The sequence below is a fragment of the Mesorhizobium erdmanii genome (assembly GCF_013170725.1).
Taxonomy (GTDB): domain Bacteria; phylum Pseudomonadota; class Alphaproteobacteria; order Rhizobiales; family Rhizobiaceae; genus Mesorhizobium; species Mesorhizobium erdmanii.
The window spans coordinates 1,396,189-1,419,877 of record NZ_CP033361.1 but is presented as its reverse complement, the minus strand read 5'-3'; the positions used below and the strand labels follow the sequence as shown (position 1 = coordinate 1,419,877).

The window sequence follows — 23,689 nt, the reverse complement described above, 5'->3', positions numbered from 1 at the left end:
AGTAATAAAACGACCACACCGGCGGCAACAGCCGCCGGCAAGGAAGACCGCCTAGTAGGCGGCTATGTCAGTCGGGCATCAATGCGTGGTCGGCTGCGCTTTCAGTTTCTCAATCGCATCCTTGAGTGCCAGCTTGCGTCGCTTGAGATTCACGATTTCGAGGTCGTCCACCGATGGGTGGTTCATCGCGTCATCGATCTCGCGTTCGATGTCGCCGTGTTTCCGCTGCAACTCATCAAGATGGGATGCAAGAGACATGATTGGTTCTCCCTTTCATGGTTTCCTCGATTGCAGCCGCCAAAGGCGCGTCCACCGCAGGTCGCTTCTGTGACGGCACAATGACACTTTGCCACCTTCCGACTGCGATGTCGAATGCTGCTTGGTAGCATTCCACGTCAATGTGAAATGTGATATGGCGTGCGCGCCGGTGGCAGAAATTGCCGCCCCCGCCCAATCAGGCCCAGTTTTGGGCGCCGCAGACGTGCAGACGGTAGAGAATGTCCGATCAGGAACAGGCCGATATTCGCCTCGAATTTTCGCGGCTGAAGCAGGAACACGCCGATTTCGACGTGGCGATCAACGCGATGATCGCCACCAACTGCGATCCCCTGCAGATCCAGCGCATGAAAAAGAAAAAGCTGGCGCTCAAGGACCGGCTGATGAAGCTGGAAGACAGGATCATTCCAGACATCATCGCGTAGCCGTTATTCGCCTACCCACCGATCGAAAGCCTGCCCGCGCGGTCGCGCAGCAGGCCGATGAGACTGCTGGTCCGCTCCTCGGAGGTGTCGATGGGAACCACCAGGCACATCGTCGCCTCGACCTTGCCCGGCGCTGAAAACACCGGCGCCGCAAGACATTTCGTATAGGCATCGACCAGGCCCGAGGTGACGCAGTAGCCGGTCACCCCGGCCTTGGCGATGTCGGTGATGAAATCGTCGAGTTCGAGCTTGCGCCCGTCAGGCAGCACGAGATCGTCGTCCGACACCATGGCTTCGACCTCGGCCCGCTCCAGCCCTGCCAGTAGCAGCCGGCCGGATGCGGTCCACGGCAGTGGAATCTGCAGGCCGGTGGCCGAGCTGATGCGGAACGGCCTGGTGCCGGGGCTGGAATGGACGATGGTGTAGCGGCCACTCTGCAGCATGCAAAGTTCCGAGGTCTCGCCGGTCTCGCGCGACAGATGGTCGACTTCCTGGCGCCCTCGCCGCAGCAGATCGTTGCCGCGCACATAATCCATTCCATAGAGATAGAGCTTCTTGCCGAAATAGACGCGGTTGCCGTCGCCGGCCATTTCCAGCAGGCCGGCGTCCACCAGCGACCGCACCAGCGTGTAGGTCGTCGAGCGCGGAGCGTTCACCCCCTTGGCGAGGTCTCCAATGCCGATCGCCCGCTGCGTCGTGTGCAGAAAGTCGAGGATCTCAAGCACCCGGTTGAGGCCCTTTTCGCGCGAGGCCGTCGTCTTTTCGTCGGCCGAAACGGCCAAGGCATTGCCATCTTGCATTGTCGATTCCTGGTGTTAGTATCTGTCTTGTACAGGATACATGCGTCTCTTGTAAGAGACAATCTTCTCGTAGTCATCATCGCGTGTATGGCCTGTGCATAGGGGAACACAACACGAAAGGAGGTCGCCGTGAACGACACATCCGGAAGACGTGATTTTCTGAAATTGGGAATGGCGGGACTGGCTACCGCCGGCGTACTGGCAACCGTCGATGCTCAGAAGGCAGCCGCCCAAGCCGCATCCGACAGCCTGCTGCGCACCGTGCTCGATCGCGGCAAGCTGATCGTCGGCACCGGCAGCACCAACGCGCCATGGCATTTCGAGAACGATGCCGGCGAACTGGTCGGCATGGACATCACCATGGGCCGCATCCTGGCCAAGGGCCTGTTCGACGATCCGACCAAGGTCGAGTTCGTCATGCAGGATCCGGCGCAGCGCATTCCCAACGTCACCACCAACAAGGTCGACATAACAATCCAGTTCATGACGATGACGGCGCAGCGCTCGCAGCTGATCAACTTCAGCAGGCCTTACTACGTCGAAGGCGTTGCCTTGCTGACGCTGCCCACAGCCGAGAACAAGACCTTCGACAAGCTGCTCGCCGGCGGTTCGGCGACGCGCATTTCCATTCTGCAGAATGTCGACGCCGAAAGCTCGGTCCACTACGCCTTGCCGCAGGCGCAGGTGCTGCAGATCGACACCCAGGCCAACGTGCTGCAGGCGCTGGAATCCAAGCGCGCCGACGCAGCCGCAGTCGATCTCTCCACCGTGCGCTGGCTCGCCTCGCGCAATCCCGACAAATATTTCGATGCCGGCAAGAGCTGGTATTCGATGCTATACGGCGCGGCCTTGCGGCAAGGCGATCTCGACTGGCTGACCTTCGTCGACCAGACCTTCACCATCGCCATGTTCGGTCATGAATCGGCGCTCTACGATGCCGCCTTCAAGGACTATTTCGGCCAGGAGCCGCCGGCCCGCCACCCCGGATTCCCCGTTATCTGATCCTGGTTGGCAACTGATCCCGGATTGCGGAAGGGCGGCATTCCCGCCCTTCCGCAAGCGACACGACGCCCTTCACACCGAGGCGAATGCATGGGCTATGCCCTGAATTTCAATCTCATCTGGCGGCATTTCGACAAGCTCTGGGGCGGTTTGCTGCTCAGCCTCGAGCTTGCCGTGATCTCGATCGCCATCGGCACCGTCATCGGCCTGGTGCTCGCGGTCTGGTATGTCTCTGCCGGGCGCACGGTGCGGGCAATCATCGCCGCTTACGTCGAATTCATCCGCAACGTGCCGCTGATCCTGCTGGTCTATCTGGTCTTCTACGGCCTGCCGACCGTCGTCGACCTGGCTTACAGCGCGCCGACCTCTTTCATCCTGACGCTGTCCGTCTATAGCGGCGCCTATCTGGTCGAGGTGTTTCGCTCCGGCCTCGAAGCCGTCCCGCGCGGCCAGCTCGATGCCGGCAAGGCGATCGGCCTGACCCCCTGGCAAAGACTGCTGCATGTTCGCCTGCCGACGATGCTGCGTATCACCTTGCCGGCGCTCTCCAACACCTTCATCTCGCTGTTCAAGGACACCTCGATCGCTTCGGTCATCTCGGTGCCGGAACTCACCTTCGGCGCCCAGTGGATCAACTTCAACACCTTCCGCATCGTCGAGGTCTATCTGGTGACGACGGCGATGTACCTGGTGACCGGCTACATCCTGCTTTTCGGGCTCAGGCTCGTCGAGCGCCGGTTCAGGGCGGCGCGCTGACATGGTTGGCCAGATCCTCTACGCCCTGCCGTTCCTTGCCCAAGGCTTCGCCCTTACCCTTTGGGTATCGCTTCTGGTCGTGGTGCTGTCGCTCATCGCCGGCGTCACGCTTGGCGTTGGCCTGGTCTATGGCCCTGCCCCATTGCGCTGGGCGGTGCGCATCTTCTCGGATACCATTCGCGGCATTCCGATCCTGGTGTTGATGTTCTTCGTCTATTACGGCCTGCCGGCGATCGGGTTGCACCTGCCATCCTTCTGGGCCGCCGTCCTGGCGCTGACGCTGTTCAAGACGGCGCAGGTCATCGAATATCTCAGGGGCGCGGTCGCTTCGATCCCGAAGGGCCAGTCCGAGGCGGCGATGGCGATCGGGTTGACCTTCAGCCAGCGGTTGACCTACGTCATCTTTCCGCAGGCCTTCAGGCGCTTCCTGCCGCCCTGGATCAACGGCGTCACCGACGCGGTCAAGGGCAGCGCGCTGGTGTCGCTGCTCGGCATCACCGATTTGATGCAGGCCATCAACCAGGTCATCGGGCGCACCTACGAGGCGATGCCGCTCTATATCCTCGGCGCGCTCATCTATTTCGCCGTCAACTACGCGCTCTCGCTCGCCAGCCGGCGGCTGGAGCGGCGTTTTTCTTTCATCCGGGAATAGCACGATGTCCGAAACCTCAAACGCTGGTCCCGCGCTGCTCGACGTGCGCGACGTTTCCAAGGCCTTCGGCGCCGTCGAGGTGCTGCGTTCCGTCAGCCTTCAGGTCAAACGCGGCGAGGTGGTTACCGTCATCGGCCCATCGGGAAGTGGCAAGACCACGCTGCTGCGCTGCGTCAACTTCCTCGAAAGCTACGACTCAGGCTCGATCCGCATCGACGGCAAGGAGGTCGGCTACCTCTCAGCCGGAACACGCCAGCGCCGCGGCGAGCGCGACTTGGCCGCGATGCGTGCCGAGACCGGCATGGTGTTCCAGAGCTTCAACCTGTTTCCGCATCTCACGGCAGCCGGCAACATCATGCTGGGCTTGACCAAGGTGCGAGGCAAGAGCCAGGCCGAGGCACGCCAGGCGGCCGAACACTGGCTCGGCCGCGTCGGCCTCGCCCACAAGGCCGACAGCCTGCCGGCCGAGCTCTCCGGCGGCCAGCAGCAGCGCGTCGGCATCGCACGCGCGGTGGCGATGGAGCCAAAAATCCTTTTGCTCGACGAGATCACCTCGGCCCTCGACCCCGAATTGGTAGGCGAAGTACTGGCCGTCGTGCGCAACCTTGCCGAAGACGGCATGACCATGCTGATGGTGACACATGAGATGGCCTTTGCCCGCGACGCTTCGAGCCGCATCGTCTTCATGGCCGATGGCGGCGTCAGCGCTGTCGGCCCGCCGAAGGAGATCCTCGCGGCGGAGACCAGCAACGAGCGTCTCCGCACCTTCCTGGCGCGTTTTCGCGCTTCGCATTTCTGAGATTGGACGACTAAAGCCGTCCCAAGGAGCCTTCATTCATGTCGCCTTACACCAGGCTCGCCGAACTCGGCCTGACGCTGCCCGAACCGCCGACGCCCATCGCCAATTTCGTCACCCATGCCGAGAGCGGCCGGCTGATCTTTCTGTCCGGCCAGGGGCCGCTGCGCGCCGACGGCACGCTCTGCACCGGCAAGGTCGGCGAGGATGTCACGGTCGAGCAGGCCTATGAGCATGCGCGCCTGACCGGGCTCAATTTGCTGGCCGTGATGCACGCCGCCGCTGGCGATCTCGGCCGCATCGTGCGCGTCGTCAAGCTGCTCGGCTTCGTCAACGCGACGCCGACCTTCAGCGACCACCCGAAAGTGGTCAACGGTTGCTCGGATTTGTTTGCCGATGTCTTCGACAAGATCGGCGGCCACGCCCGCTCGGCGATCGGCGTCGGCTCGCTGCCCGGCAACATCACCGTCGAAATCGAAGCGGTCGTCGAGATCGCCGCCTGACCTGCCACTCACGGGATTCGCTCACATGAAAACCACTTCCTCCGCCGGTTCCAACACCACCATCCGCGAACGGCTGGGTTTGCGGCCGATCATCAATGTCTCCGGCACCATGACCGCGCTCGGCGCATCGATCATCGTTCCCGAGGCGATCAGCGCCATGGCCGAGATGGCCTCGCAATGGGTCGAGATGGACGATTTGCAGCGCGCCGCCAGTACGGTCGTGGCGCGCCTCACCGGCGGCGAAGCCGGCTTCATCACCGCCTGCTGCGCCAGCGGCATCACCATGGCGATCGCCGGCGCGATGACGGGAAACAACCTGCTCGCCATCGAACGGCTGCCGGACGACACCGGCGATCTCAAGTCGGAGGTCGTCATCCAGCTCGGCCACATCGTCAATTATGGCGCGCCGATCGACCAGTCCGTCCGCGTCGCCGGCGCCAGGGTGATTCCCGCCGGCACGGTCAGCGTAACGCAGGACTATCATGTGCGCGAGGCGATCAATGAGCGCACCGCGGCCGGGCTTTATGTCGTTGCTCACCACACGGTGCAATACGGCATGCTGTCCCTGGACGAATTCTGCGATATCTGCCACGCCAAAGGCGTGCCGGTGATCGTCGATGCCGCCTCCGAATACGATCTGCGCGGTTTCCTTGCGCGCGGCGCCGACGTCGTCATCTACAGCGGCCACAAATTCCTCTCGGGCCCGACCAGCGGCATCGTCACCGGCCGCAAGGACCTGGTGCGATCAGCCTATTTGCAGAACCGCGGCGTCGCCCGCGCCATGAAGGTCGGCAAGGAAAGCATCGCAGGCACCATGGCGGCACTGGAAGCCTGGGAGAAGCGCGACCACGCCGGCATCCGCCGGCGCGAGGAGGCTGCGCTCAATCTGTGGAAGGACGCCTTGCAGGGGCTGCCGGGCATCTTTGCGAAAATCATTCCGGACCCGACGGCCAACCCGCTCGACCGCCTGCAAATCTTCGTTTCGCCGGAGAGCCGGTTCAGTGCCGCCGGTCTTACCTCGGCGCTGGCCGCCGGCTCGCCGCCGATCATCGTGCGCAACCACGAGATCGAGCGCGGCCATTTCTTCCTCGATCCCTGCAACCTTCATCCTGGCGAGGCGGAAATCGTCGCCGAACAGCTGCGGGCCATACTGACCGCTAAGGATCGCTCCGCCGACGCGATGAAAGCCGCCCGCAAGGATTCTTCCGGCGTCTTGCGCTGGCCTGACTGAGCGCCAACCCTACTGAAAACACCAGTTGATCACGCTACTGTGATCAACTGGATTTGCGCTGCGGGAATAAACCGGCGCCGCGCCAAGTCTCCTCGGCATACGCCACCATTGGCGTTGAGGAGACCGGCATGCCGTATCATTGCAAGGACAGCGACTTTAGTCGCGGCGTCAGCCATCACCATGTGCTGGCGAGCATGATCGTCGTCAGGCTCTCCTTTGTAGCGCCCCTTCTTCCCACAGCGCTTGACACCGGTGACGCAGATGAATTCAGTTTCGGCAAGGCAGGCGGCTCTGCCTGCTTCCGGGGGATTTCCCCCTGCGAGCAAGGCAAGGCCACCGTCGCATCTTGAGGCGGCACGGCCCGGAGTATCCGATCATGGTGCTGCTTTGAGCGAGAGGGCCCTGGCAGAGCGCTTCAACCAGGTGGTGCTGCCGCATCTTGGCGACGCGCTGTCGCTCGCCCGCTGGCTGACCGGCAATGCCGCCGACGCCGAGGATGTCGTGCAGGACGCCTGCATCAAGGCGCATGCCGGCATATCAGGCTATGCCGGCGGCAACGCTCGTGCCTGGCTGCTGACCATCGTGCGCAACACGTCCTACACCTGGATGGCGCGCAACCGGCCGCGCGCCATGATGGCCGTCGGCGACCTTGGCGATCTCGACGACATGGCGGCGGCACACGGCACCAGCCTGCCGGACGAGGACGGCCCGGAGGCGAGCCTGATCGCCAGGGCCGACACGGCGGCACTGGAGGCCGCGATCGCGGCCCTGCCGCAGCCATTCCGCGAAACGCTGGTGCTGCGTGATATCAACGGCCTCAGCTATCGCGAGATATCGGCCATGCTCACCGTGCCGATCGGTACCGTGATGTCCAGGCTGGCCCGCGCCCGCGGCCTGCTGGCGTCTGAACTGGGGAGAGCGTCATGACGCACGACGACGGACTGCCCAATGATCCCGAAGGTATCAGACTGATGATCCACGCCCTTGTTGATGGTGAGCTCGATGCGGCGGCCGCCCTTGCCGTGGAGCGTCGCATCGCCGCCGACCCCCGGCTTGCCGCCGAGCATGCCCGTATTGTCGCCTTGCAAGGCGCGGTCAGCCGCTTGCCGCGTCCCGATGTCAGCGACGCCTTTCGGGCCCGCATCGCGGCGATCGCCATGGCCGGCGCCGACGAGCAGGCGACCGCCGAGGCGACAGGGCCGCAGCGGGGCGCGGCGTCGGCGCTACCGGGATTGATTTCGGTCGCCGGCGGCGGCCAGAGGCGAGACGCCGGGACACGCCCCGCGCAGACACGGACATCGCCAAGGGCACGCCGCTTCGGCTCGTTCGACTGGCGCGCCATGGCCGCGTCGATCATGATCAGCGCCGTGCTGGCCAGCGGGGCGACCCAATGGGTGATGCAGAGCGGCGTGGATGACGGCTTTGCCGCGGCGGTCGCCAGCGGCCATCGCCGCAGCCTGCTGGCATCAAGCCCGATCGACATCGTCTCGTCCGACCGTCACACCGTCAAGCCATGGCTCGACGCCCGCATCGGCGTGTCGCCGCCGGCGCCCGATCTTGCCCAGGACGGCTATGCGCTGATCGGCGGCCGGGTCGAGGTGATATCAGGCCGGCCGGTGCCTGCCCTGGTCTACCGCCACCGCGAACACCTCATCACGCTGGTCGCCGAACCGCAGCAGGGCGGCAAGACCACCCAGCCGGACGACCTTTCGTCGGGCGGCTTCTCGATGGTGCACTGGAGCGACGGCGCCTTCTCCTACTGGGCGATCTCCGATATGGAACGCCCCGAGCTCGACGACTTCGTCGCCCGCTTCCGCAAGGCGGCGGTGTGAGCCGGATTGTGGCCGTCGGCATCCAGCCGAGGCCTGAAATCCTTGCGGCCCCGCGCGAATTCCGCTAAGGCGCGCCTTTGTCGCCGGGGAGCAATAGCTTGAACGATCAACGCGCCGACGTCGCCATCATCATGGGCAGCCAGTCCGACTGGGCGACGATGCGCCAGGCGGCCGAAACGCTCGAGGCGCTGGGCGTCCCGCATACAAGGCTGATCATCTCGGCGCATCGCACACCCGACCGTCTCTATGAGTTCGCCAAGGGCGCCAAGGCCGCCGGCTACAAGGTTATCATCGCCGGCGCCGGCGGCGCTGCCCACCTGCCCGGCATGACGGCGGCGATGACGCCGTTGCCGGTCTTCGGCGTGCCGGTGGAATCGAAGGCGCTGTCGGGACAGGATTCACTCCTCTCCATCGTTCAGATGCCCGCTGGCATTCCGGTAGGGACGCTCGCCATCGGCAAGGCTGGCGCGGCCAATGCGGCCCTGCTGGCCGCCGCCGTGCTGGCGCTGAACGACGACAAGCTTGCCCAGCGGCTCGACGCCTGGCGCGCCTCGCAGACCGCCAAGGTCGCGGCTGAGCCGACGGACGCGCCGTGAGCCTGCCTGCCGGATCGACCATCGGCATCATCGGCGGCGGCCAGCTCGGCCGCATGCTGGCAATGGCTGCCGCCCGCCTCGGCTACCGCACCGTCGTGCTGGAGCCGCAGCCGGATTGTCCGGCCGCCCAGGTCGCCAACCGTCAGATTACGGCCGCCTACGACGACCCGGCCGCCCTTGCCGAGCTCGCGGCGGCCAGTGCCGTCGTCACCTACGAATTCGAGAATGTACCGGTCGCGGCGGCGAAAATGCTTGCGGCCGAGGTGCCGGTCTATCCGCCGGCACGTGCGCTTGACGTCGCGCAGGATCGCGTGAGCGAAAAGACATTCCTAAACGGCATCGGCATTGCCACCGCCGATTTTCGTCCGGTCGATACCGACGGCGAACTGGCGGCGGCGCTGAAAACATTCGGCGGCAGCGGCATATTGAAGACGCGGCGCATGGGCTATGACGGCAAAGGCCAGCGCGTCTTCCGCAACATGGAATCAGGCGGCTTTGCCGGCACCTGCGAGTCGATGGGAAATGTCCCGCTGATCCTGGAAAGCTTCGTGCCGTTCGAGTGCGAGATTTCGGTAATCGCCGCGCGTGGGCTGAACGGCACGGTCGCCGCCTACGATCCGGCCGAGAATGTCCACCGCGACGGCATTCTCCACACCTCGACGCTGCCGGCCGGCGTCAAACTTGAAACGGCTGAAGCAGCGCGCGCGGCAGCGGCAAGAATCCTGTCGGCGCTCGACTATGTCGGCGTTATCGGCGTCGAGTTCTTCGTGCTTTCCGACGGTTCGCTGCTGGCCAACGAGATTGCGCCGCGCGTTCACAATTCAGGTCACTGGACCGAGGCCGCCTGTATCGTTTCGCAGTTCGAGCAGCATATCCGCGCCGTAGCCGGCCTGCCGCTGGGCAGCCCCGGCCGCCATTCCGATTGCGTGATGGAGAACCTGATCGGCGACGACGTGCTGCGCGTGCCCACCCTGCTCGCCGAGCCCGAGCTGATGCTGCATCTCTACGGCAAGGCCGAGGCGCGGCCCGGCCGCAAGATGGGCCATTTCACCCGCATCAGCCGCCGAACTTAATCCCGCAAACGCGCCTATTGCACCTCGTCGCTGTCCTGGTCGGGACTGGCGCAGCTCACGTCGCCTTCCTCGCAATCGGCCGAGGCGGCGAGCTGCTTGATGCGCTCATTGGTCAGCCTGGTCAGGCACTGCGAAACCACCATCGGATGGATGGAACCGCCGGCGCTGGCGGCGGTGGTGTGCGCGCATTCAGCGTCACGAAAGGTGATCCAGGCCCGCTGCGCCGCCTGCAGCAGTCTCTTGGCATCGGCATCGTCGGAACTGATCAGGTTCTGATAGGCGGCATTGAGCCTGGCGTCGGCGGCCTGGTAGTCCTCGCCGGCGCAGATGTTCATCATCTGCTGGCTGTCGTCGGTGCGGTCGCATTCCTGCGCACCCGCAACCGACGCTCCCGCCAGCACGGTTAGGCAGGCGGACAGCAATATTCGGCGCATGATCGTCCCCCAAATCACTTGAAATACACCGCATCATCCCAGCCCGCCCGGCGCCGTGCAATGCCGAGCGGCGGACGTGGCGGATATTTGATGATATGGCGGTGTCGAGCATTCTTACGGCTGACTTATGGTTGACATGGGCGAGGCTCCTCGTTTATGAGCCACCCACCGTTGAAAAGGCGCGTCTTCTGGCGCGCCTTAAAATTTCGACCCGGAACCGGGTCCACACCGACAGGCAAGACCATGAAGATCAAGAATTCGCTCAAGGCGCTGAAGGCGCGTCACCGCGACAACCAGCTGGTTCGCCGCAAGGGCCGCATCTACATCATCAACAAGACCGCCCCGCGCTACAAGGCGCGCCAGGGTTGAGGTTTCGGCCGGAGGCTTTTGCCTCCGCCAATTGATGCTTGTCGGCCTGCCGACCCCTTTACGCTAAAATCACTTTGCTGTTCCGCCGCCCGGGACTAGGATCGGGCGATGCGGATTCTTTTTGCATTTTTGACAGCCCTGCTCGTTTCCGGCGCCCTGCCGGCCACGGCCGCGGACGATCAGCCGGCAGCGCCGGCCACCCCGGATGCCGCGCCGATGACGAAACAGGCCCGGCTCGACAAGCTGTTTTCCGACCTGAAGCGCGAGCGCAACGAAAAGGCGGCCGAACGCATCGCCGGCAACATCTGGAGCGAATGGTTCCAGTCCGGCAGCGCCTCGATCGACCTGATGATGCTGTGGTCGCAAAAAGCGATGGACAACCAGAAATTCGACGTCGCGCTCGATTTCCTCGACCAGGTGGTGACCTTGCAGCCTACCTATGCCGAAGGCTGGAACCGGCGCGCCACGGTGCATTTCATGATGAAGAACTACGGCAAGTCGATGTCCGACATTGAGCGCACGCTTCAGCTCGAGCCGCGCCATTTCGGTGCGCTGTCGGGTCTGGCGCAGATCATGGCGCTGACCGGCCACAAGCAATCAGCGCTCGAGGCCTGGCAGAAGGTTCTGGCCATCTACCCGATGATGCGCAGCGCCCAGGACCAGGTCGCGACACTTTCCGAAGAGCTGGCCGGCGAAGGAATTTGATGCTCTGAAGGGAGTAAGGGAATAGGGCAGTAAGGCAGTAGGGAGTGGATTGTGCTGCTGGACGCATGACCCTAGTGCCCTACCCCACAACTTATTCCCCTCCACCCCCGTATCTCCCCGGATGAACCTGATCTACGCCGCCTTTGCCTTTCTCCTCGCACTCGTTTTCACCCTAGTCGGCGTCACCCGCGTCGGCTCGTGGCTGATCGAGCGCCGCAATCCTCCGATTGGTGAATTCGCCGACATCGGCGGCGTCCGCATCCACTACGTTCACATTCCCCGCCCCGCCAACGCCGACCTGCCGCCGATCGTCTTCATCCACGGGGCCAGCGCCAATCTCAGGGACCAGATGCTGCCGCTACGGCCGCTGCTCGAAGGCCGCGCCGAGATGCTGTTCTTCGACCGGCCGGGCTTTGGCTGGTCGGGCCGCGGCCCCGGCAACAATGAAAACCCATCGGCGCAGGCCGCCACCATCGCCGCCCTGATGGACCGTCTCGGCATCAGACAAGCAGTCATCGTCGGCCATTCCTTCGGCGGCGTCGTCACAGCCGCTTTCGGCCGCGAGCATGCGGACAAGACGCTCGGTCTCGTCTTCCTGGCGCCGGCGACCCATCCGTGGCCGGGAGGCGCGACGTCCTGGTACTACGACCTGACCACCGTTCCGCTGATCGGCCGGCTGTTTTCCGAGACCCTGACCTATCCGGCCGGAACGCTGCAGATGGCTGATGCCACGACTTGCGTGTTCTCGCCCAACAAAGTGCCTGACAATTATCTCGGCAACGCCTCGATCCCGATGGTGCTGCGGCCGGCGGCATTTCGCGCCAACGCCACCGACGTCGCCGGCCTCTACAGCTATGCGCTGGGAGCCGCACCGCGCTATAACGAGATCACGGCGCCGACCGTCGTCATTTCGGGCGACCGCGACAAGGTTGTCTACGCGCATATCCACTCCGTCGGCCTGGTGCGCGACATAGCCGGCGCCGAGCTGGTCTGGGTCCACAATCTCGGCCACAAGCCGGACTGGATCGCCGGCGACCTCGTCGTCGGTGCCATCGAGAAAGTCGCCGGCAAGGAGATCGATCTGGAGGCGATGGCCAGAACGGTGGAGGCGCGGATATCAGGCGACGCCTATGGCGTGGGCATATGCCCCGACATCAAAGAGCCTCAAGCCGAACTGGCGCCGGGCTGACATGTACGTCCTCAAGCATGGAATAAAGAAAGACCCGGAAAGGCGGTGGGCGCTGCCTGATCGCATCTTTTTCGGTTACGGCGCGTGCCACATTCTTGCAGGTGCTTTCCTGGAACATCCCCCCGTTGAAGGATTCTATGCGGAACGGATCATCCCCGCTGACAACTTTTCGGGAAACCATGTCTATGTGACGAACGGCACGATCGCCTTCGACTACCACAGCTACTCCGGCCGCGTGCGCCTCCTGGACCATCATCGAAGGGGCTGGACCTCTCACAGTGCCGGCTGGAACTGCGCGATAGAGAAGGTTGATTTCGACTTGCTCGAGACGGCCGAATTGAATCAGCGAAAGATGCTGGGGCCGGACCAATATCTACATGACCCCATTTCTCGGGCGCGGCGGTTTCTTCAGCGCATAGACCATGCTGAAGCCGCGACGAGAGCGCTGAGGATCGCGACGGCATGAAATCCGTCAGGCCGCGACTCGGAAGCACTCAGGCGACCTTTCCGTGAAGGATGAACCGCTCTAGCGGCTGCTTTGCGCTTCCGATCCGACATAGGCGATGCGCAGCATGTTGGTCGAGCCCGGCGTCCTCAGCGGCACACCGGCCGTGATGATGACGCGGTCGCCAGGCTTGCCGAACTCTTCTTCCAGCGCGATGCGGCAGGCGCGGTTGACCATGTCGTCGAGATCGATGGCATCCGGCGAGACGACGCAATGCGTGCCCCACAAGAGCGATAGCCGCCGCGCGGTATTGAGGATCGGCGACAGCGCGATGATCGGCACCTGCGGCCGCTCACGCGCGGCGCGCAGGCCGGTGGTGCCGGACGCCGTATAGGTGATGATCGCCGCCAGTTTCAGCGTTTCGGCGATCTCGCGGGCCGCCAGCGAAATGGCGTCGGCGCCGGTCGCTTCCGGCTCGGAGCGCTGGGCATTGATGATGCCGGCATAGGTCGGATCGGTTTCGACCTTGGTGGCGATGCGGTTCATCATCGCCACGGCTTCGACCGGATAGGCACCCGCCGCCGATTCCGCCGACAGCATGATGGCGTCGGCGCCCTCGAACACCGCGATCGAGACGTCGGAGACTTCGGCGCGGGTCGGGACCGGGGCGGTGATCATCGATTCCAGCATCTGCGTGGCGACCACCACCGGCTTGCCGGCGCGGCGCGCTGCGCGCGTGATCTGCTTCTGGATGCCGGGCACAGCCTCCAGCGGCATCTCGACACCGAGATCGCCGCGGGCGACCATCAGCGCGTCGGACAATTCGATGATCTCGGCCAGCCGGGCAACGGCCTGCGGCTTTTCGATCTTGGCCATGATCAGCGCCCGGCCGCGCGCGATCTTGCGCGCTTCGGCCAAATCTTCGGGGCGTTGCACGAAGGACAGCGCGATCCAGTCGACGCCCGTGGCGAGCACCGCGTCGAGATCCTTGCGGTCCTTCTCGGTCAGCGCGCCGACCGGCAGGTCGGTATCGGGCAGGCTGACGCCCTTCTTGTCGGAAATCGTGGTGCCGGCGACGACGGTGCAGGTGATCGACTTCCCATCGCTCTTCACCGCCTTCAGCTCGAGCTTTCCGTCGTCGATCAAAAGACGGTGACCCGCCTCGACCGAACTCAGGATCTCCGGATGCGGCAGGTATACCCTGGTCGACGTGCCGGGCTCGGGATTGTCGTCCAGCGTGAAGGTCTGGCCCGGCGTCAGCACTTCCTTGCCATTGGCGAACCTGCCGACGCGCAGCTTCGGCCCTTGCAGGTCGGCGAGAATGCCGATCGGCCGGCCGACCTTTTCCTCGACGGCGCGGATGCGGCCGACCAGCGTGCGCATCAATTCATGATCGGTATGGCTCATATTGATGCGGAACACGTCGGCGCCCGCTTCGAACAATTTCTTCAGCATCTCCTCGGAGGAGGAGGCCGGACCGATTGTGGCTAGGATCTTGACCTTGCGGCTACGTCTCATTGACTGTTGGTTCCCGGGGCGGCTGGAGCGCCTCCCGTTGCGGGCTCATCGGTCAGCTGGACCATCCAGCTTGCCTGTTCGCCCGTGTCATATTCCTGAAATCCGGCGCGTTGGAAGCCCCGGGCGACGCAGTCGTTTACGCCGGCGATCTTGAACTCTTTTTCAGCCACGCACATGTTGATCGGGCCGTCCCAGCGCCCGCCGCGCTCGGCGTCTTCTGCATAAAGATAGTAAAACCTTGATGACAGCGGTCCTTCGATCAGCGTCTTGCAGCTCGATCCTTCGATGTGCCACCAGCCCTCGGTGATCCAGCCGGCCTTGGCGCGATAGCCGATGCCGACGCCGACCAGGTTCTGCGTGGCGTTGCAGACGCGGAAATCGGCGCGGGCCGGCGAGGCCATGACCATCGCCGACACGCCAACGGTCAGGATCAGGAACGGCATGGCAAAGGCGGAGCGCATGCGCTGCCTGCCGGCGGACCTCATCCAAAAACCCCTCAAGAACCACATCAGCATCTCTCTGCGCCCCTTTTCGGAAAAGTCCGGGCGCATGTCAACGCGCCGTTTTGATCAATTCCAATCGATTTAGGAAGGCTCCCGGCGCACTATCCGTCGCCCCTTGCCAGATTTCCCGGGAAACCTTGGCCAAACAACGGCATTGCGCACGCGTCGTCTTCGTGGAATGACGATAGCATCCTCCCCGGAAGCCAGCGAACAGACCATTTCCCGCCAATGACCCGATCCACAGTTTTCGCGCCTTTCGACATTGTCGAGGGCGACCGCAAGCGGGGCATCGTGCTTCTGGCCGATCATGCCCGCCGCGACCTGCCCGACGACTATGGCAGCCTCGGCCTGCCCGCGGCGGAATTTGAGCGCCACATCGCTTATGATATCGGCGTCGAGGCGGTGACACGCGAACTCGCCGCCACGCTCGACGTGCCAGCGGTGATCGCCAATTTTTCGCGGCTCTTGATCGACCCCAATCGCGGCGAGGACGATCCGACGCTCATTCGCCAGCTTTATGACGGCACCGTCGTGCCGGGAAACTATCCTATCGCGCCGGAGGAGCGCGAAAGGCGGCTCGATCGCTTCTACAGGCCTTATCACGACGCCGTCGGCGCCATGATTGCCTCGGTCGCGCAGGCTTCCGGCTTGGCGCCCTTCATCTTCTCGGTGCATTCCTTCACGCCCGCCATGCAAGGCAGGCAACGTCCCTGGCATGTCGGCATTCTGTGGGACAAGGACGACCGGGTGGCGCGGCCGCTGATCGACATGCTTGCCGAAGACAAGAACCTCGTCGTCGGTGACAATGAGCCCTATGACGGCGCGCTGCGCGGCGACACCATGTTCAGGCATGCCATCGTCAATGGCTACGCCCACGCGCTGATCGAAATCCGTCAAGACCTGATTTCGGACCAGAAGGGTGCGGTCGCCTGGGCGCAGCGTCTGGCGCCGATCGTTGACGCCATCGACCGCCGTCCCGATATACATGCGGTAAGGATGTTCGGCTCGCGCACCGGGCCGTTATGACGGAGGTTTCGATGACCGAACTCAGCGACGAGCAGAAGCGCGACTTCGAGGCGGCGGCCTTTCGCCGGCTGATCGAGCATCTCCGGGAACGCAGCGACGTGCAGAACATCGACCTGATGAATCTCGCCGGCTTCTGCCGCAACTGCCTGTCGAACTGGTATCGCGATGCGGCCAATGCCGAGGGCGTCGATCTCTCCAAGGATCAGTCGCGCGAGATCGTCTACGGCATGCCCTATGCCGACTGGCAGGCGCTCAACCAGACCGAAGCGTCGGATGCCAAGAAGGCGGAGTTCGAGGCCAGGCGGCCGAGGGACCACTAAGCCGAAGCGCCTTGCTCGCGGACCTCACGGCTTCGTCATTCTAGGGTCTACGCGCGTCGCCTCGCTCCTTGCTCCGCCCGTGGATGACGACGTGGAGGATGTCTCGGCCAAGGGCCAACGTACATAGTCCGCCACGCACGCTCACCGTTACGCTTCATATCTTGGTCCAAGCCTTTCCCGCTGCAATCGCTTGACTACGAATTGAATCGATCTAATTTGCCGCGCGCAACCATTTTTGGACCGGATTCGCCTTATGAACGTCTCGAACGCCATGCAAATTGCCATTCGCGGGCGATGGGCCGTGGCGGCCATTTTCCTCGCCAATGGCTTCCTGACCGGCAGCTGGGCGCCGCAGATCCCGGTGTTCCTGACCCGGCTGGACATCTCGAAGTTCACACTCGGCCTGTTGATCCTGTTGTTCGGCGCCGGCGCGGTCACCGCCATGACCTGGTGCGGCCACCTGATTTCGAAACATGGCTCGCGCACCGTGCTGCGCTGGTTCGGCCTTTGCGGCAGCCTCGGCCTGCTTGTCGTGGCGCTGGCGCCCAACGTGCCGCTGGCGGCCATCGCCATGTTCATCTTCGGCGGCTCGATCGGCGGCATGGACGTCGCCATGAATGCCAATGCGGTGGTGGTTGAGCGAAAACTGTCCCGCGCCATCATGTCGTCCTCGCACGGCTTCTGGAGCCTTGGCGGTTTCGCCGGCGGCGCGCTCGGCGGCTTTGCCATCCAACAATACGGCCACCTCGCCCATGCCGCGGTCGTGACCGCGCTTGCCTTCGCGGCGATAGCGCTGGCGGTCGGTTATCTCGTCGCCGAGGACAGGCCGCAGGCGGCCGAGCATCACAAATTCGCTCTGCCGGCAAACCCGCTGGTCTACCTGATTGGGCTTATGGCCCTGCTGACGATGATCTCCGAAGGCGCGGTGCTCGACTGGGCGGCGCTGTATCTGCGGCAGGAACTCGGCGCCGACCTCGCCGTCGCCGGTCTTGCCTACGCTGCCTTTTCCGGCGTCATGGCGATCATGCGCTTCTTCGGTGACGGCGTGCGCAACCGCTTCGGCGCGGTGATGACGCTGCGCGGCTCTGCCATCGTCGCGGCCGCCGGCATGCTGGTCGCCGGCCTGTCGCCCTCCCCCTGGCTCGCCATATCGGCCTTTGCGCTGTGCGGCTTTGGCATCGCCAACATGGTGCCGATCATCTTCTCGGCCGGCGGCAACCAGGAAGGCATGTCATCGGGCACCGGCATGAGCGTCGTCACCACCATGGGCTATTCCGGCATCCTGGTGGCGCCGTCGGCGATCGGCTTCGTCGCCGAACATTCCAGCTTCGGACCGATCTTCATCGCCATGTCGGTGCTGCTGATCGTCGTCTTGCTGATGGCGGGGCTCGCTCACCGCGCCGAATTCGCCCCCGACGTCGCACCAGCCGAATAACGTTTCAACTCCTCATGGAGAAAGTCGGCCACGCGACGGATGCGCATGCTTCTGCGCACGTCGCGATGCATCGCCAGCCATACCGGCAGGTCGGGCAGCGGCAGGCCGGGCAGCACCTTCTCCACCAGCGGATCGCGATCGGCCAGCGGCTCCTGGCCAAGGCCAATACCGTTTCCCGCCCGCACCGCCTCCCAAAGGACCATCTGGTTGTCGGCCCTGAAGCGGAAGCTGCTTCGGGTGACCGGAATGCCTGCTTGCGTAAAGCCCCGGATCATCTCGTCGCTGCGATCGAAGCCGATCAAGGGGTGATCCGCGAGGTCGGCCGGCCCGAGCGGGCGGCCGCGCCGGTCGAGATAGGCAATGGCCGCACAGGCGCAGAGCGGGATATCGCAGACCTTGCGCGCTACCAGTTCGTTCTGCGCCGGCTTGACCATGCGGATGGCGATGTCGGCATCCCGGCGCAGCAGGTTCTCGACCTGGTTCGAGGCGACGATCTCGACCTCGATGCCGGGCTCCTCGATGCCGAGCCGCGCCATCATTTCGGGCAGCACATAGGCCGCCACCACTTCGCTGGCGGCGATGCGCACGGTGCCTTCGATCGCCTCGACCGAACCCAGCGCCAGCCGTGAAAAAGCACTCGCCTGCTCGCTGACCGCCTTGCCGCGCTCGAACAGGGTGGCCCCGGCTTCCGTCAGCGCATAGCCGCTTCGACCGCGACGGAACAGCGTAACGCCGAGCGCCTGTTCCAATTCCGAGATGTGACGCCCAAGCGTTGGCTGGCTGGCCGACAGCTTTCGCGCCGCGGCCGAGAGGCTGCCGGTTTCCGCGACCGTGACGAAGCTCTTGATCAAGTTCCAGTCGATTTCTGCCATTCAAGAATGAATATCAAACCTGCATCCATGGTCAATTTCAATTCATCGATCAGGCAATCATATTCGCCTGCAAACACCAATACGGACTGCAATCACCAACCAAGGAGAACTTCGAAATGACCAAGATCGCACTTACCGCCGCCGCCCTCCTCATCGCCGCCAGCTCCGCTTTTGCCGGCAGCGACAGGTACGGCTCGGACAATGCCAGCCAGCCGGTCGCCGCCAGCACCGACACCACGATCACCACGTCGATCGGCAAATCTGATGGGACCGATCGGAAGCCGGTCGTCCAGGGCAGCAACCGCGACCTCTTCGGCAATCGCTGAGCCAAGAGAAATCCCGAAGCGACGGGCTGGTCCCGTCGCCTCGAACAAGGAGACGAACAATGACCAAGATCGCAATTCTCGGCGCCAATGGCCGGCTCGGCCGCGTGGTCGCCAAAGCCTTCATCGACGCCGGCTTCGATGTCCGCGCCGTCACCCGCACCGGCAAGGTGCCGGCCGAACTCAAGGGCGCCACGGCGGTCGCCGGCGATGCGCTGGACCGTCAGTCGCTGATCCGCGCCACCGAAGGTGTCGACATCATCTTCAACGGCCTGAACCCCATCTACACCGACTGGGGCAAATGCCTGCCGATGGCCGAAAATGTCATGGCCGCCTGTCATGCCAACAACGCGCTGCATCTGTTCCCCGGCACCGTCTACAATTACGGCTCGCCGATGCCGGCGGTGATTACGGAAGACACGCCGTTCCATCCGACGACCGAAAAGGGCCGCATCCGCTGCGCCATGGAGGAGCTGTTCCGCCGCGAGGCAGACGCGGGCCACGTGCGCACCATTATCTTGCGGGCTGGCGATTTCTTCGGCGGCACCGGCAGCGGTTCCTGGTTCGACCTTGTCGTCGCTGCCAAGATAGGCAAAGGCGTCTACACTGCGCCCGGCCCCGCCGACCTCGTACATGAATGGGCCTATCTGCCGGACTTCGCCGTAGGCTTCGTCGCGCTGGCCAGGAACCTCGACAAGCTCGGCCCCTACGAGGCGCTGAACTTTCCCGGCCACGCGGTCACCGACCTGGAGATCAAGGCTGCCGCGGAGAAGGCGGTCGGCCGCTCGCTCAAGATGACTTCGATGCCTTGGTGGGTGTTGCGTGCCGGCAGCCCGTTCGTGGCGATGTGGCGCGAGATCGTCTCGATGTCCTACCTGCGCTTCGAACCGCACCAGCTGGTCTCGACACGGCTGGCCGGCATCATCGGCGAGATACCGCATACGCCACTGGATCAGGCTGTTGGGCAGGCCCTCGGCGATATCGGCATCGCCACTGTGAACGGCGTTTCGAAAGCTGCCTGAACGCTCTATCTCTCTGTTTTGACGCAATTCCGAAGGGAAAGCGGTTTGACACTTTTCCAGCAATTGCTCGAGGGCGGCGAGCCAACTCAGAGCCGCCCCATCAGCAGCAACACCAGAACCACTACCAGCACCACGCCAAGAATACCCGACGGTCCATAACCCCACGAGCGCGAATGCGGCCACGCCGGCACCGCGCCGATGATGACAAGGATCAGGACGATGATGACGATGGTGCTGATCGGCATGAAGAGACCCCGCGTGTGAATTCGTGCGGGGGAACAATGCAAAAGGCCGCCCGGTGGTTCCGGGCGGCCTTTTGCATCCCAAATCACGCAGCTTGCCTATTCGGCGGCTTTCGGAAAGGCGATCGCGGGTTCCGCGCCGGCTTCCGCTGCCGTCGCCTCCGACGATATCTCGCCCTTGCCGCGCCGGAACAGCCGGCTGAACAAGCCGCGCCGCGCACCGGGCTTGACCTTGGCGCGGGTGAACACCATCAGCATCGACGGCGTCACCACCAGCGTCAGCACGGTGGCGAAGGACAGGCCGAAGACGATCGCCGAGGAAAGCGAGATCCACCATTGCGTCGACGGCGCGTTGATCGTCGTCTCGTGATGGAAGATTTCCAGCCCCAGGCCGAAGGCGATAGGCAGCACGCCGAGGATCGCCGACACCGCCGTCAGCACCACCGGACGCGCACGCTCGCGGCAGGTCTGCAGCACCGCGTCCATCTTGTCCCAGCCTTCTTCACGCAGCCGGTCATAGGTGTCGATCAGCACGATGTTGTTGTTCACCACGACGCCGGCCAGCGCGATGACGCCGATACCCGACATGACGATGCCGAACGTCTCGCCGGTGATTAGCAGGCCAAGGAAAACGCCGATCGTCGCCATGACCACGCAGGACAGCACCAGCCAGACGCTGGTGAACTTGTTGAACTGCGCCAGCAGCACCAGGAAGATCAGGAAGATCGCGGCACCAAAGGCCTTGCTGAGAAAGGCGCTGGCTTCAGCGCTGTCCTCGTTGGAGCCGGCCAGCTTCCAGCGGATGCCGCTGCCGAGGCCCATGTCGGTGACGGCCTGGGTAACCTCCTGCTGGACGGCGGCGACCTGGGCGCCAGCCGTAACGTTGGCCTGCACCACCACGGTGCGGGCGCCGTCGATGCGGTTGAGGATGCCGACGCTCGGCTTCGCCTTGCGGACGACAAAGTTCGAGATCGGCACCGATCCTTGCGAGGTCTGCACCCTGAGCTCGTCGAGCGTCGACAGCGTGCGCCGGTCCTCCGGCAGGCGCAGCCGGATGTCGACCGCCTTGTCGGCGCCGGCGGGTCGGTATTCCGACAGCTTCAGACCATTGGTGACGAGCTGCACTACCGTACCAACCGAAGTCGGGCTGATACCGTATTGCGCGGCCTTGGCCCGGTCGACCTCGAGCGCCCAGTCGACGCCGGGCGGCGGCAGGCCATCGGAAATGTCGATGACGCCAGGCACCTTGGCAATGCGCGCGGCAACGGCCCGAGCCTTGTCGTCGAGCCCCTTGGGATCGACCGCCGAAAGCCTGATCTGGATCGGCTTGCCGGTCGGCGGCCCGGCTTCCGGAACGCGAACCTCGACGTCGACGCCGGGAATGCCGGCCATGACGCCGCGCAGATCGTTCAGGATATCATTGGCCGATTTGCGTTCGCGCCAGTCGATGAACTCATACTGGATGACACCGACGACGTCCTCCGGCACATCCTGGCCGCCGCCTTGCGACTTGCCGACGCGGGTATAGACCGACTTGATGCCGGGCCAGCCGAGCAGCCTGTTTTCGGCAATCTTGGTCGCCGTGTCCATTTCGGCCAGCGAAAGGTTGCCGCGGGCATGCACGTAGAGCAGGCCGTAGTCGGGCTCGACACTCGGGAAGAACTCGACGCCGGCACCGTACTTCGAATAGCCGACGAAGATGCCGGCCAGCAGGACGACGGTGAGCACCATCACGGTGATGGGGAAGCGTACCGCCTGTTTGACGACAGCCATGTACCAGCCGTCGCGATTGCCATCCTCGTGATGCTGCGGCGCCTTGGCGAAGATTGCGCCCAGTGTCGGCGCGAAGACCAGCGCATAGAGCATCGATGCCGACAGTGTGACGATCAGCGTGATCGGCATGTACTTCATGAAATCGCCGATGATGCCGGGCCAGAACAGCAGCGGCGAGAAGGCGGCGATGCGCGTCATCGTCGCCGCGATGACCGGACCGGCCATGCGCTTGGCGGCGAGCGCGAAAGCTTCCTGCTTGGGCATACCCTCGCTCATGCGCCGTTCGGCGAATTCGGTGACGATGATGGCATCGTCGACCAGCATGCCGACCGCCAGGATGAGGCTGAACAGCACGATCATGTTGATCGTGTAGCCCATCATCGCCAACAGCAGGATGCCGATCAGGAAGGATGATGGAATGGCCAGCCCGATGAGCAGCGAGGCACGCCCGGACAGCGCGTAGAGGATGACGATGAACACCAGGATGACGGCGATCATCACGTGATTCTGCAGGTCGCCGAGCAGCTGGTTGACGAAGACCGACTTGTCCTGCGTGTAGGTGACGTGCATGCCCTCGGGCATGGTCTTGACGAAGGTGTCGGACACCTCCCTGACCTTCGTCAGCGTGTCGATCAGATTGGCGCCGATGCGCTTCTTCACCTCGATGGCGATGGCCGGCTTGCCGTTGAGGCGCGTGATCGTCGTGGCGTCGGCGAAGGTCGAACGGATCGTCGCTATGTCCTTGGCCTGCACGACGGCATTGGGGCCGGCAACCACCGGCAGCGCCGCCACATCCTCGGGGGTTTCGATCAGCGACGGCACTTTGACGGCGTATTTGCCTTCGGAGCCTTCGATATTGCCGGCGGCGACCAGGCTGTTGGAAGCGCCGACGGCGCCGATCAGTTGGTCGAGCTGCAAGCCATAGGACGACAGCTTCATCGGATCGATGACGACTTCGACGAGATCGTCGCGGGAGCCCTGCAGCGAGCCTTCGAGAACGCCGGGGACTTCCTCGATGCGGTCGCGCAGTTCGCGCGCGGCGGCGGCCAGCACGCGTTCGGGCAACTCGCCTGACAGGGTGACGACGAGCACCGGAAACTCGGAGATGTTGACCTCGGTGACGACAGGCTCCTCGGCCGCCTGCGGCAGGTCCGCCTTGCCGTCCTGCACCTTGGAGCGTGTATCCTGCAGTGCCGTCGCCAGGTTCGTCTGCGGCTGGAACTCGACCAGCACATAGCCGCCGCCCTGGAAGGCGGCCGAGCGCATTTCCTTGAGGCCCTTCAGGCTTTTCAGCTTGCTTTCCATCGGCCGCAGCAGAAGCCGCTCCGAATCCTCCGGCGAAATGCCCTGATAGATCAGGCTGACATACATCATAGGGATAGGAACGTCGGGTTCCGCTTCCTTCGGCGTCGACTGATAGGCGACCCAGCCTGCGATCAGCAGGAAGACCAGGACCGAGATGGTCAGGCGGGCATTGTTGATTGCGAGTCTGACGATATCCATGAGGTGTGCCTGCTGTTGCTTTCGAGAGTGGCGAGCGAAGCCTGTCGCCGGGCAAGGCCCGGCGCCGG

General features: G+C 63.9%; 30 protein-coding genes. 22 read left to right on the top strand and 8 right to left on the bottom strand.

Features of this window, described 5'->3' with window-relative positions; translation table 11 throughout:
- Positions 1 to 78 precede the first annotated feature (78 nt).
- Entirely contained in the window at positions 79 to 258 is a 180-nt protein-coding gene (locus tag EB233_RS06805) for a YdcH family protein (RefSeq protein ID WP_010911953.1), read from the bottom strand.
- Between the two features lie 239 nt (positions 259 to 497).
- Between EB233_RS06805 and EB233_RS06800 the strand changes: the two genes are divergently transcribed.
- Positions 498 to 701, top strand: a complete 204-nt coding sequence (locus tag EB233_RS06800) for a YdcH family protein (RefSeq protein ID WP_064989896.1) — start codon at positions 498 to 500, stop codon at positions 699 to 701.
- A gap of 11 nt (positions 702 to 712) precedes the next feature.
- Here the strand turns inward: EB233_RS06800 and EB233_RS06795 are convergent, their stop codons facing one another.
- Complete coding sequence (locus EB233_RS06795) at positions 713 to 1,501, bottom strand: IclR family transcriptional regulator (RefSeq protein ID WP_064989895.1); 789 nt, start codon at positions 1,499 to 1,501, stop codon at positions 713 to 715.
- A 171-nt stretch (positions 1,502 to 1,672) separates the two neighbouring features.
- Between EB233_RS06795 and EB233_RS06790 the strand changes: the two genes are divergently transcribed.
- From EB233_RS06790 to EB233_RS06740, 11 genes are all read left to right on the top strand, one after another.
- A complete protein-coding gene (locus EB233_RS06790) occupies positions 1,673 to 2,503 on the top strand; it encodes a transporter substrate-binding protein (RefSeq protein ID WP_171892286.1) in 831 nt (276 codons plus the stop codon).
- A gap of 90 nt (positions 2,504 to 2,593) precedes the next feature.
- On the top strand, positions 2,594 to 3,259 hold the full coding sequence (locus tag EB233_RS06785; protein ID WP_027053922.1) for an amino acid ABC transporter permease: 666 nt from the start codon (positions 2,594 to 2,596) through the stop codon (positions 3,257 to 3,259).
- Between the two features lies 1 nt (position 3,260).
- The gene (locus EB233_RS06780) at positions 3,261 to 3,911 is read left to right on the top strand and encodes an amino acid ABC transporter permease (protein WP_064989893.1); all 651 of its coding nucleotides are present in this window, start codon (positions 3,261 to 3,263) and stop codon (positions 3,909 to 3,911) included.
- 4 nt (positions 3,912 to 3,915) lie between these two features.
- The gene (locus tag EB233_RS06775; RefSeq protein WP_064989892.1) at positions 3,916 to 4,710 is read left to right on the top strand and encodes an amino acid ABC transporter ATP-binding protein; all 795 of its coding nucleotides are present in this window, start codon (positions 3,916 to 3,918) and stop codon (positions 4,708 to 4,710) included.
- Between the two features lie 38 nt (positions 4,711 to 4,748).
- Positions 4,749 to 5,210, top strand: coding sequence for a RidA family protein (locus tag EB233_RS06770; protein WP_027053919.1), 462 nt, complete (start codon positions 4,749 to 4,751; stop codon positions 5,208 to 5,210).
- Positions 5,211 to 5,235: 25 nt separating this feature from the next.
- On the top strand, positions 5,236 to 6,441 hold the full coding sequence (locus EB233_RS06765) for an aminotransferase class V-fold PLP-dependent enzyme (RefSeq protein WP_064989891.1): 1,206 nt from the start codon (positions 5,236 to 5,238) through the stop codon (positions 6,439 to 6,441).
- A 128-nt stretch (positions 6,442 to 6,569) separates the two neighbouring features.
- Positions 6,570 to 6,791, top strand: coding sequence for a hypothetical protein (locus tag EB233_RS06760; RefSeq protein WP_027053917.1), 222 nt, complete (start codon positions 6,570 to 6,572; stop codon positions 6,789 to 6,791).
- A gap of 37 nt (positions 6,792 to 6,828) precedes the next feature.
- Entirely contained in the window at positions 6,829 to 7,368 is a 540-nt protein-coding gene (locus EB233_RS06755) for a sigma-70 family RNA polymerase sigma factor (RefSeq protein WP_027053916.1), read from the top strand.
- Positions 7,365 to 8,273 carry an anti-sigma factor family protein gene (locus EB233_RS06750; protein WP_027053915.1) on the top strand — a complete coding sequence of 303 codons (909 nt, stop codon included), beginning with the start codon at positions 7,365 to 7,367 and terminating at the stop codon, positions 8,271 to 8,273. The genes EB233_RS06755 and EB233_RS06750 overlap by 4 nt, the downstream gene beginning before the upstream one ends.
- 98 nt (positions 8,274 to 8,371) lie before the next feature.
- Entirely contained in the window at positions 8,372 to 8,869 is a 498-nt protein-coding gene (gene purE, locus EB233_RS06745) for a 5-(carboxyamino)imidazole ribonucleotide mutase (RefSeq protein WP_027053914.1), read from the top strand.
- Complete coding sequence (locus EB233_RS06740) at positions 8,866 to 9,942, top strand: 5-(carboxyamino)imidazole ribonucleotide synthase (protein WP_064989890.1); 1,077 nt, start codon at positions 8,866 to 8,868, stop codon at positions 9,940 to 9,942. Before purE ends, EB233_RS06740 begins: the two co-directional genes overlap by 4 nt.
- A gap of 14 nt (positions 9,943 to 9,956) precedes the next feature.
- Here EB233_RS06740 and EB233_RS06735 read toward each other — a convergent pair whose 3' ends face one another.
- Complete coding sequence (locus EB233_RS06735; RefSeq protein ID WP_064989889.1) at positions 9,957 to 10,376, bottom strand: lysozyme inhibitor LprI family protein; 420 nt, start codon at positions 10,374 to 10,376, stop codon at positions 9,957 to 9,959.
- A gap of 243 nt (positions 10,377 to 10,619) precedes the next feature.
- Between EB233_RS06735 and ykgO the strand changes: the two genes are divergently transcribed.
- The 4 genes from ykgO (at position 10,620) to EB233_RS06715 (ending at position 13,105) form a co-directional block, all read left to right on the top strand.
- Positions 10,620 to 10,745 (top strand): type B 50S ribosomal protein L36, encoded by a 126-nt coding sequence (ykgO, locus tag EB233_RS06730; RefSeq protein WP_006203764.1) that lies wholly within the window; start codon positions 10,620 to 10,622, stop codon positions 10,743 to 10,745.
- Positions 10,746 to 10,853: 108 nt separating this feature from the next.
- The gene (locus EB233_RS06725) at positions 10,854 to 11,450 is read left to right on the top strand and encodes a tetratricopeptide repeat protein (protein WP_064989888.1); all 597 of its coding nucleotides are present in this window, start codon (positions 10,854 to 10,856) and stop codon (positions 11,448 to 11,450) included.
- A gap of 121 nt (positions 11,451 to 11,571) precedes the next feature.
- Positions 11,572 to 12,639, top strand: coding sequence for an alpha/beta fold hydrolase (locus EB233_RS06720; protein WP_064989887.1), 1,068 nt, complete (start codon positions 11,572 to 11,574; stop codon positions 12,637 to 12,639).
- 1 nt (position 12,640) lies between these two features.
- Positions 12,641 to 13,105 (top strand): hypothetical protein, encoded by a 465-nt coding sequence (locus EB233_RS06715; protein WP_064989886.1) that lies wholly within the window; start codon positions 12,641 to 12,643, stop codon positions 13,103 to 13,105.
- Between the two features lie 60 nt (positions 13,106 to 13,165).
- Here the strand turns inward: EB233_RS06715 and pyk are convergent, their stop codons facing one another.
- Together pyk and EB233_RS06705 are read right to left on the bottom strand one after the other, a co-directional pair.
- Positions 13,166 to 14,602, bottom strand: a complete 1,437-nt coding sequence (gene pyk / locus EB233_RS06710) for a pyruvate kinase (protein WP_064989885.1) — start codon at positions 14,600 to 14,602, stop codon at positions 13,166 to 13,168.
- Complete coding sequence (locus EB233_RS06705; RefSeq protein WP_244277693.1) at positions 14,599 to 15,045, bottom strand: DUF1036 domain-containing protein; 447 nt, start codon at positions 15,043 to 15,045, stop codon at positions 14,599 to 14,601. Before EB233_RS06705 ends, pyk begins: the two co-directional genes overlap by 4 nt.
- Here EB233_RS06705 and EB233_RS31750 point away from each other — a divergent pair.
- From EB233_RS31750 to EB233_RS06690, 4 genes are all read left to right on the top strand, one after another.
- Positions 15,002 to 15,190 carry a hypothetical protein gene (locus EB233_RS31750; RefSeq protein WP_244277694.1) on the top strand — a complete coding sequence of 63 codons (189 nt, stop codon included), beginning with the start codon at positions 15,002 to 15,004 and terminating at the stop codon, positions 15,188 to 15,190. The genes EB233_RS06705 and EB233_RS31750 overlap by 44 nt on opposite strands.
- A 143-nt stretch (positions 15,191 to 15,333) precedes the next feature.
- Positions 15,334 to 16,131, top strand: a complete 798-nt coding sequence (locus EB233_RS06700; RefSeq protein WP_027053906.1) for an N-formylglutamate amidohydrolase — start codon at positions 15,334 to 15,336, stop codon at positions 16,129 to 16,131.
- An 11-nt stretch (positions 16,132 to 16,142) separates the two neighbouring features.
- Entirely contained in the window at positions 16,143 to 16,451 is a 309-nt protein-coding gene (locus EB233_RS06695; RefSeq protein WP_027053905.1) for a DUF1244 domain-containing protein, read from the top strand.
- A gap of 253 nt (positions 16,452 to 16,704) precedes the next feature.
- Entirely contained in the window at positions 16,705 to 17,886 is a 1,182-nt protein-coding gene (locus EB233_RS06690) for an MFS transporter (RefSeq protein WP_064989884.1), read from the top strand.
- Here EB233_RS06690 and EB233_RS06685 read toward each other — a convergent pair.
- A complete protein-coding gene (locus tag EB233_RS06685; protein ID WP_064989883.1) occupies positions 17,844 to 18,758 on the bottom strand; it encodes a LysR family transcriptional regulator in 915 nt (304 codons plus the stop codon). The genes EB233_RS06690 and EB233_RS06685 overlap by 43 nt on opposite strands.
- Before the next feature lie 116 nt (positions 18,759 to 18,874).
- On the opposite strand from EB233_RS06685, the gene EB233_RS06680 reads away from it, so the two are divergent.
- Together EB233_RS06680 and EB233_RS06675 are read left to right on the top strand one after the other, a co-directional pair.
- Entirely contained in the window at positions 18,875 to 19,084 is a 210-nt protein-coding gene (locus tag EB233_RS06680; protein WP_064989882.1) for a DUF680 domain-containing protein, read from the top strand.
- Between the two features lie 59 nt (positions 19,085 to 19,143).
- Complete coding sequence (locus EB233_RS06675) at positions 19,144 to 20,103, top strand: SDR family oxidoreductase (protein WP_064989881.1); 960 nt, start codon at positions 19,144 to 19,146, stop codon at positions 20,101 to 20,103.
- Between the two features lie 86 nt (positions 20,104 to 20,189).
- Here EB233_RS06675 and EB233_RS06670 read toward each other — a convergent pair whose 3' ends face one another.
- Together EB233_RS06670 and EB233_RS06665 are read right to left on the bottom strand one after the other, a co-directional pair.
- Positions 20,190 to 20,348, bottom strand: coding sequence for a DUF3309 family protein (locus tag EB233_RS06670; protein WP_032917548.1), 159 nt, complete (start codon positions 20,346 to 20,348; stop codon positions 20,190 to 20,192).
- Positions 20,349 to 20,444: 96 nt separating this feature from the next.
- The gene (locus tag EB233_RS06665) at positions 20,445 to 23,621 is read right to left on the bottom strand and encodes an efflux RND transporter permease subunit (RefSeq protein WP_064989880.1); all 3,177 of its coding nucleotides are present in this window, start codon (positions 23,619 to 23,621) and stop codon (positions 20,445 to 20,447) included.
- Positions 23,622 to 23,689: the final 68 nt, after the last annotated feature.

Excerpts from the sequence above, each read along its gene's own strand:
- EB233_RS06805 (WP_010911953.1), bottom strand. The coding sequence starts at position 258 with ATGTCTCTTGCATCCCATCTTGATGAGTTGCAGCGGAAACACGGCGAC.
- EB233_RS06800 (WP_064989896.1), top strand. The coding sequence starts at position 498 with ATGTCCGATCAGGAACAGGCCGATATTCGCCTCGAATTTTCGCGGCTG.
- EB233_RS06795 (WP_064989895.1), bottom strand. The coding sequence starts at position 1,501 with ATGCAAGATGGCAATGCCTTGGCCGTTTCGGCCGACGAAAAGACGACG.
- EB233_RS06790 (WP_171892286.1), top strand. The coding sequence starts at position 1,673 with ATGGCGGGACTGGCTACCGCCGGCGTACTGGCAACCGTCGATGCTCAG.
- EB233_RS06785 (WP_027053922.1), top strand. The coding sequence starts at position 2,594 with ATGGGCTATGCCCTGAATTTCAATCTCATCTGGCGGCATTTCGACAAG.
- EB233_RS06780 (WP_064989893.1), top strand. The coding sequence starts at position 3,261 with ATGGTTGGCCAGATCCTCTACGCCCTGCCGTTCCTTGCCCAAGGCTTC.
- EB233_RS06775 (WP_064989892.1), top strand. The coding sequence starts at position 3,916 with ATGTCCGAAACCTCAAACGCTGGTCCCGCGCTGCTCGACGTGCGCGAC.
- EB233_RS06770 (WP_027053919.1), top strand. The coding sequence starts at position 4,749 with ATGTCGCCTTACACCAGGCTCGCCGAACTCGGCCTGACGCTGCCCGAA.
- EB233_RS06765 (WP_064989891.1), top strand. The coding sequence starts at position 5,236 with ATGAAAACCACTTCCTCCGCCGGTTCCAACACCACCATCCGCGAACGG.
- EB233_RS06760 (WP_027053917.1), top strand. The coding sequence starts at position 6,570 with ATGCCGTATCATTGCAAGGACAGCGACTTTAGTCGCGGCGTCAGCCAT.
- EB233_RS06750 (WP_027053915.1), top strand. The coding sequence starts at position 7,365 with ATGACGCACGACGACGGACTGCCCAATGATCCCGAAGGTATCAGACTG.
- EB233_RS06735 (WP_064989889.1), bottom strand. The coding sequence starts at position 10,376 with ATGCGCCGAATATTGCTGTCCGCCTGCCTAACCGTGCTGGCGGGAGCG.
- ykgO (WP_006203764.1), top strand. The coding sequence starts at position 10,620 with ATGAAGATCAAGAATTCGCTCAAGGCGCTGAAGGCGCGTCACCGCGAC.
- EB233_RS06725 (WP_064989888.1), top strand. The coding sequence starts at position 10,854 with ATGCGGATTCTTTTTGCATTTTTGACAGCCCTGCTCGTTTCCGGCGCC.
- EB233_RS06720 (WP_064989887.1), top strand. The coding sequence starts at position 11,572 with ATGAACCTGATCTACGCCGCCTTTGCCTTTCTCCTCGCACTCGTTTTC.
- EB233_RS06715 (WP_064989886.1), top strand. The coding sequence starts at position 12,641 with ATGTACGTCCTCAAGCATGGAATAAAGAAAGACCCGGAAAGGCGGTGG.
- pyk (WP_064989885.1), bottom strand. The coding sequence starts at position 14,602 with ATGAGACGTAGCCGCAAGGTCAAGATCCTAGCCACAATCGGTCCGGCC.
- EB233_RS31750 (WP_244277694.1), top strand. The coding sequence starts at position 15,002 with ATGACCATCGCCGACACGCCAACGGTCAGGATCAGGAACGGCATGGCA.
- EB233_RS06705 (WP_244277693.1), bottom strand. The coding sequence starts at position 15,045 with ATGCCGTTCCTGATCCTGACCGTTGGCGTGTCGGCGATGGTCATGGCC.
- EB233_RS06700 (WP_027053906.1), top strand. The coding sequence starts at position 15,334 with ATGACCCGATCCACAGTTTTCGCGCCTTTCGACATTGTCGAGGGCGAC.
- EB233_RS06695 (WP_027053905.1), top strand. The coding sequence starts at position 16,143 with ATGACCGAACTCAGCGACGAGCAGAAGCGCGACTTCGAGGCGGCGGCC.
- EB233_RS06690 (WP_064989884.1), top strand. The coding sequence starts at position 16,705 with ATGAACGTCTCGAACGCCATGCAAATTGCCATTCGCGGGCGATGGGCC.
- EB233_RS06685 (WP_064989883.1), bottom strand. The coding sequence starts at position 18,758 with ATGGCAGAAATCGACTGGAACTTGATCAAGAGCTTCGTCACGGTCGCG.
- EB233_RS06680 (WP_064989882.1), top strand. The coding sequence starts at position 18,875 with ATGACCAAGATCGCACTTACCGCCGCCGCCCTCCTCATCGCCGCCAGC.
- EB233_RS06675 (WP_064989881.1), top strand. The coding sequence starts at position 19,144 with ATGACCAAGATCGCAATTCTCGGCGCCAATGGCCGGCTCGGCCGCGTG.
- EB233_RS06670 (WP_032917548.1), bottom strand. The coding sequence starts at position 20,348 with ATGCCGATCAGCACCATCGTCATCATCGTCCTGATCCTTGTCATCATC.
- EB233_RS06665 (WP_064989880.1), bottom strand. The coding sequence starts at position 23,621 with ATGGATATCGTCAGACTCGCAATCAACAATGCCCGCCTGACCATCTCG.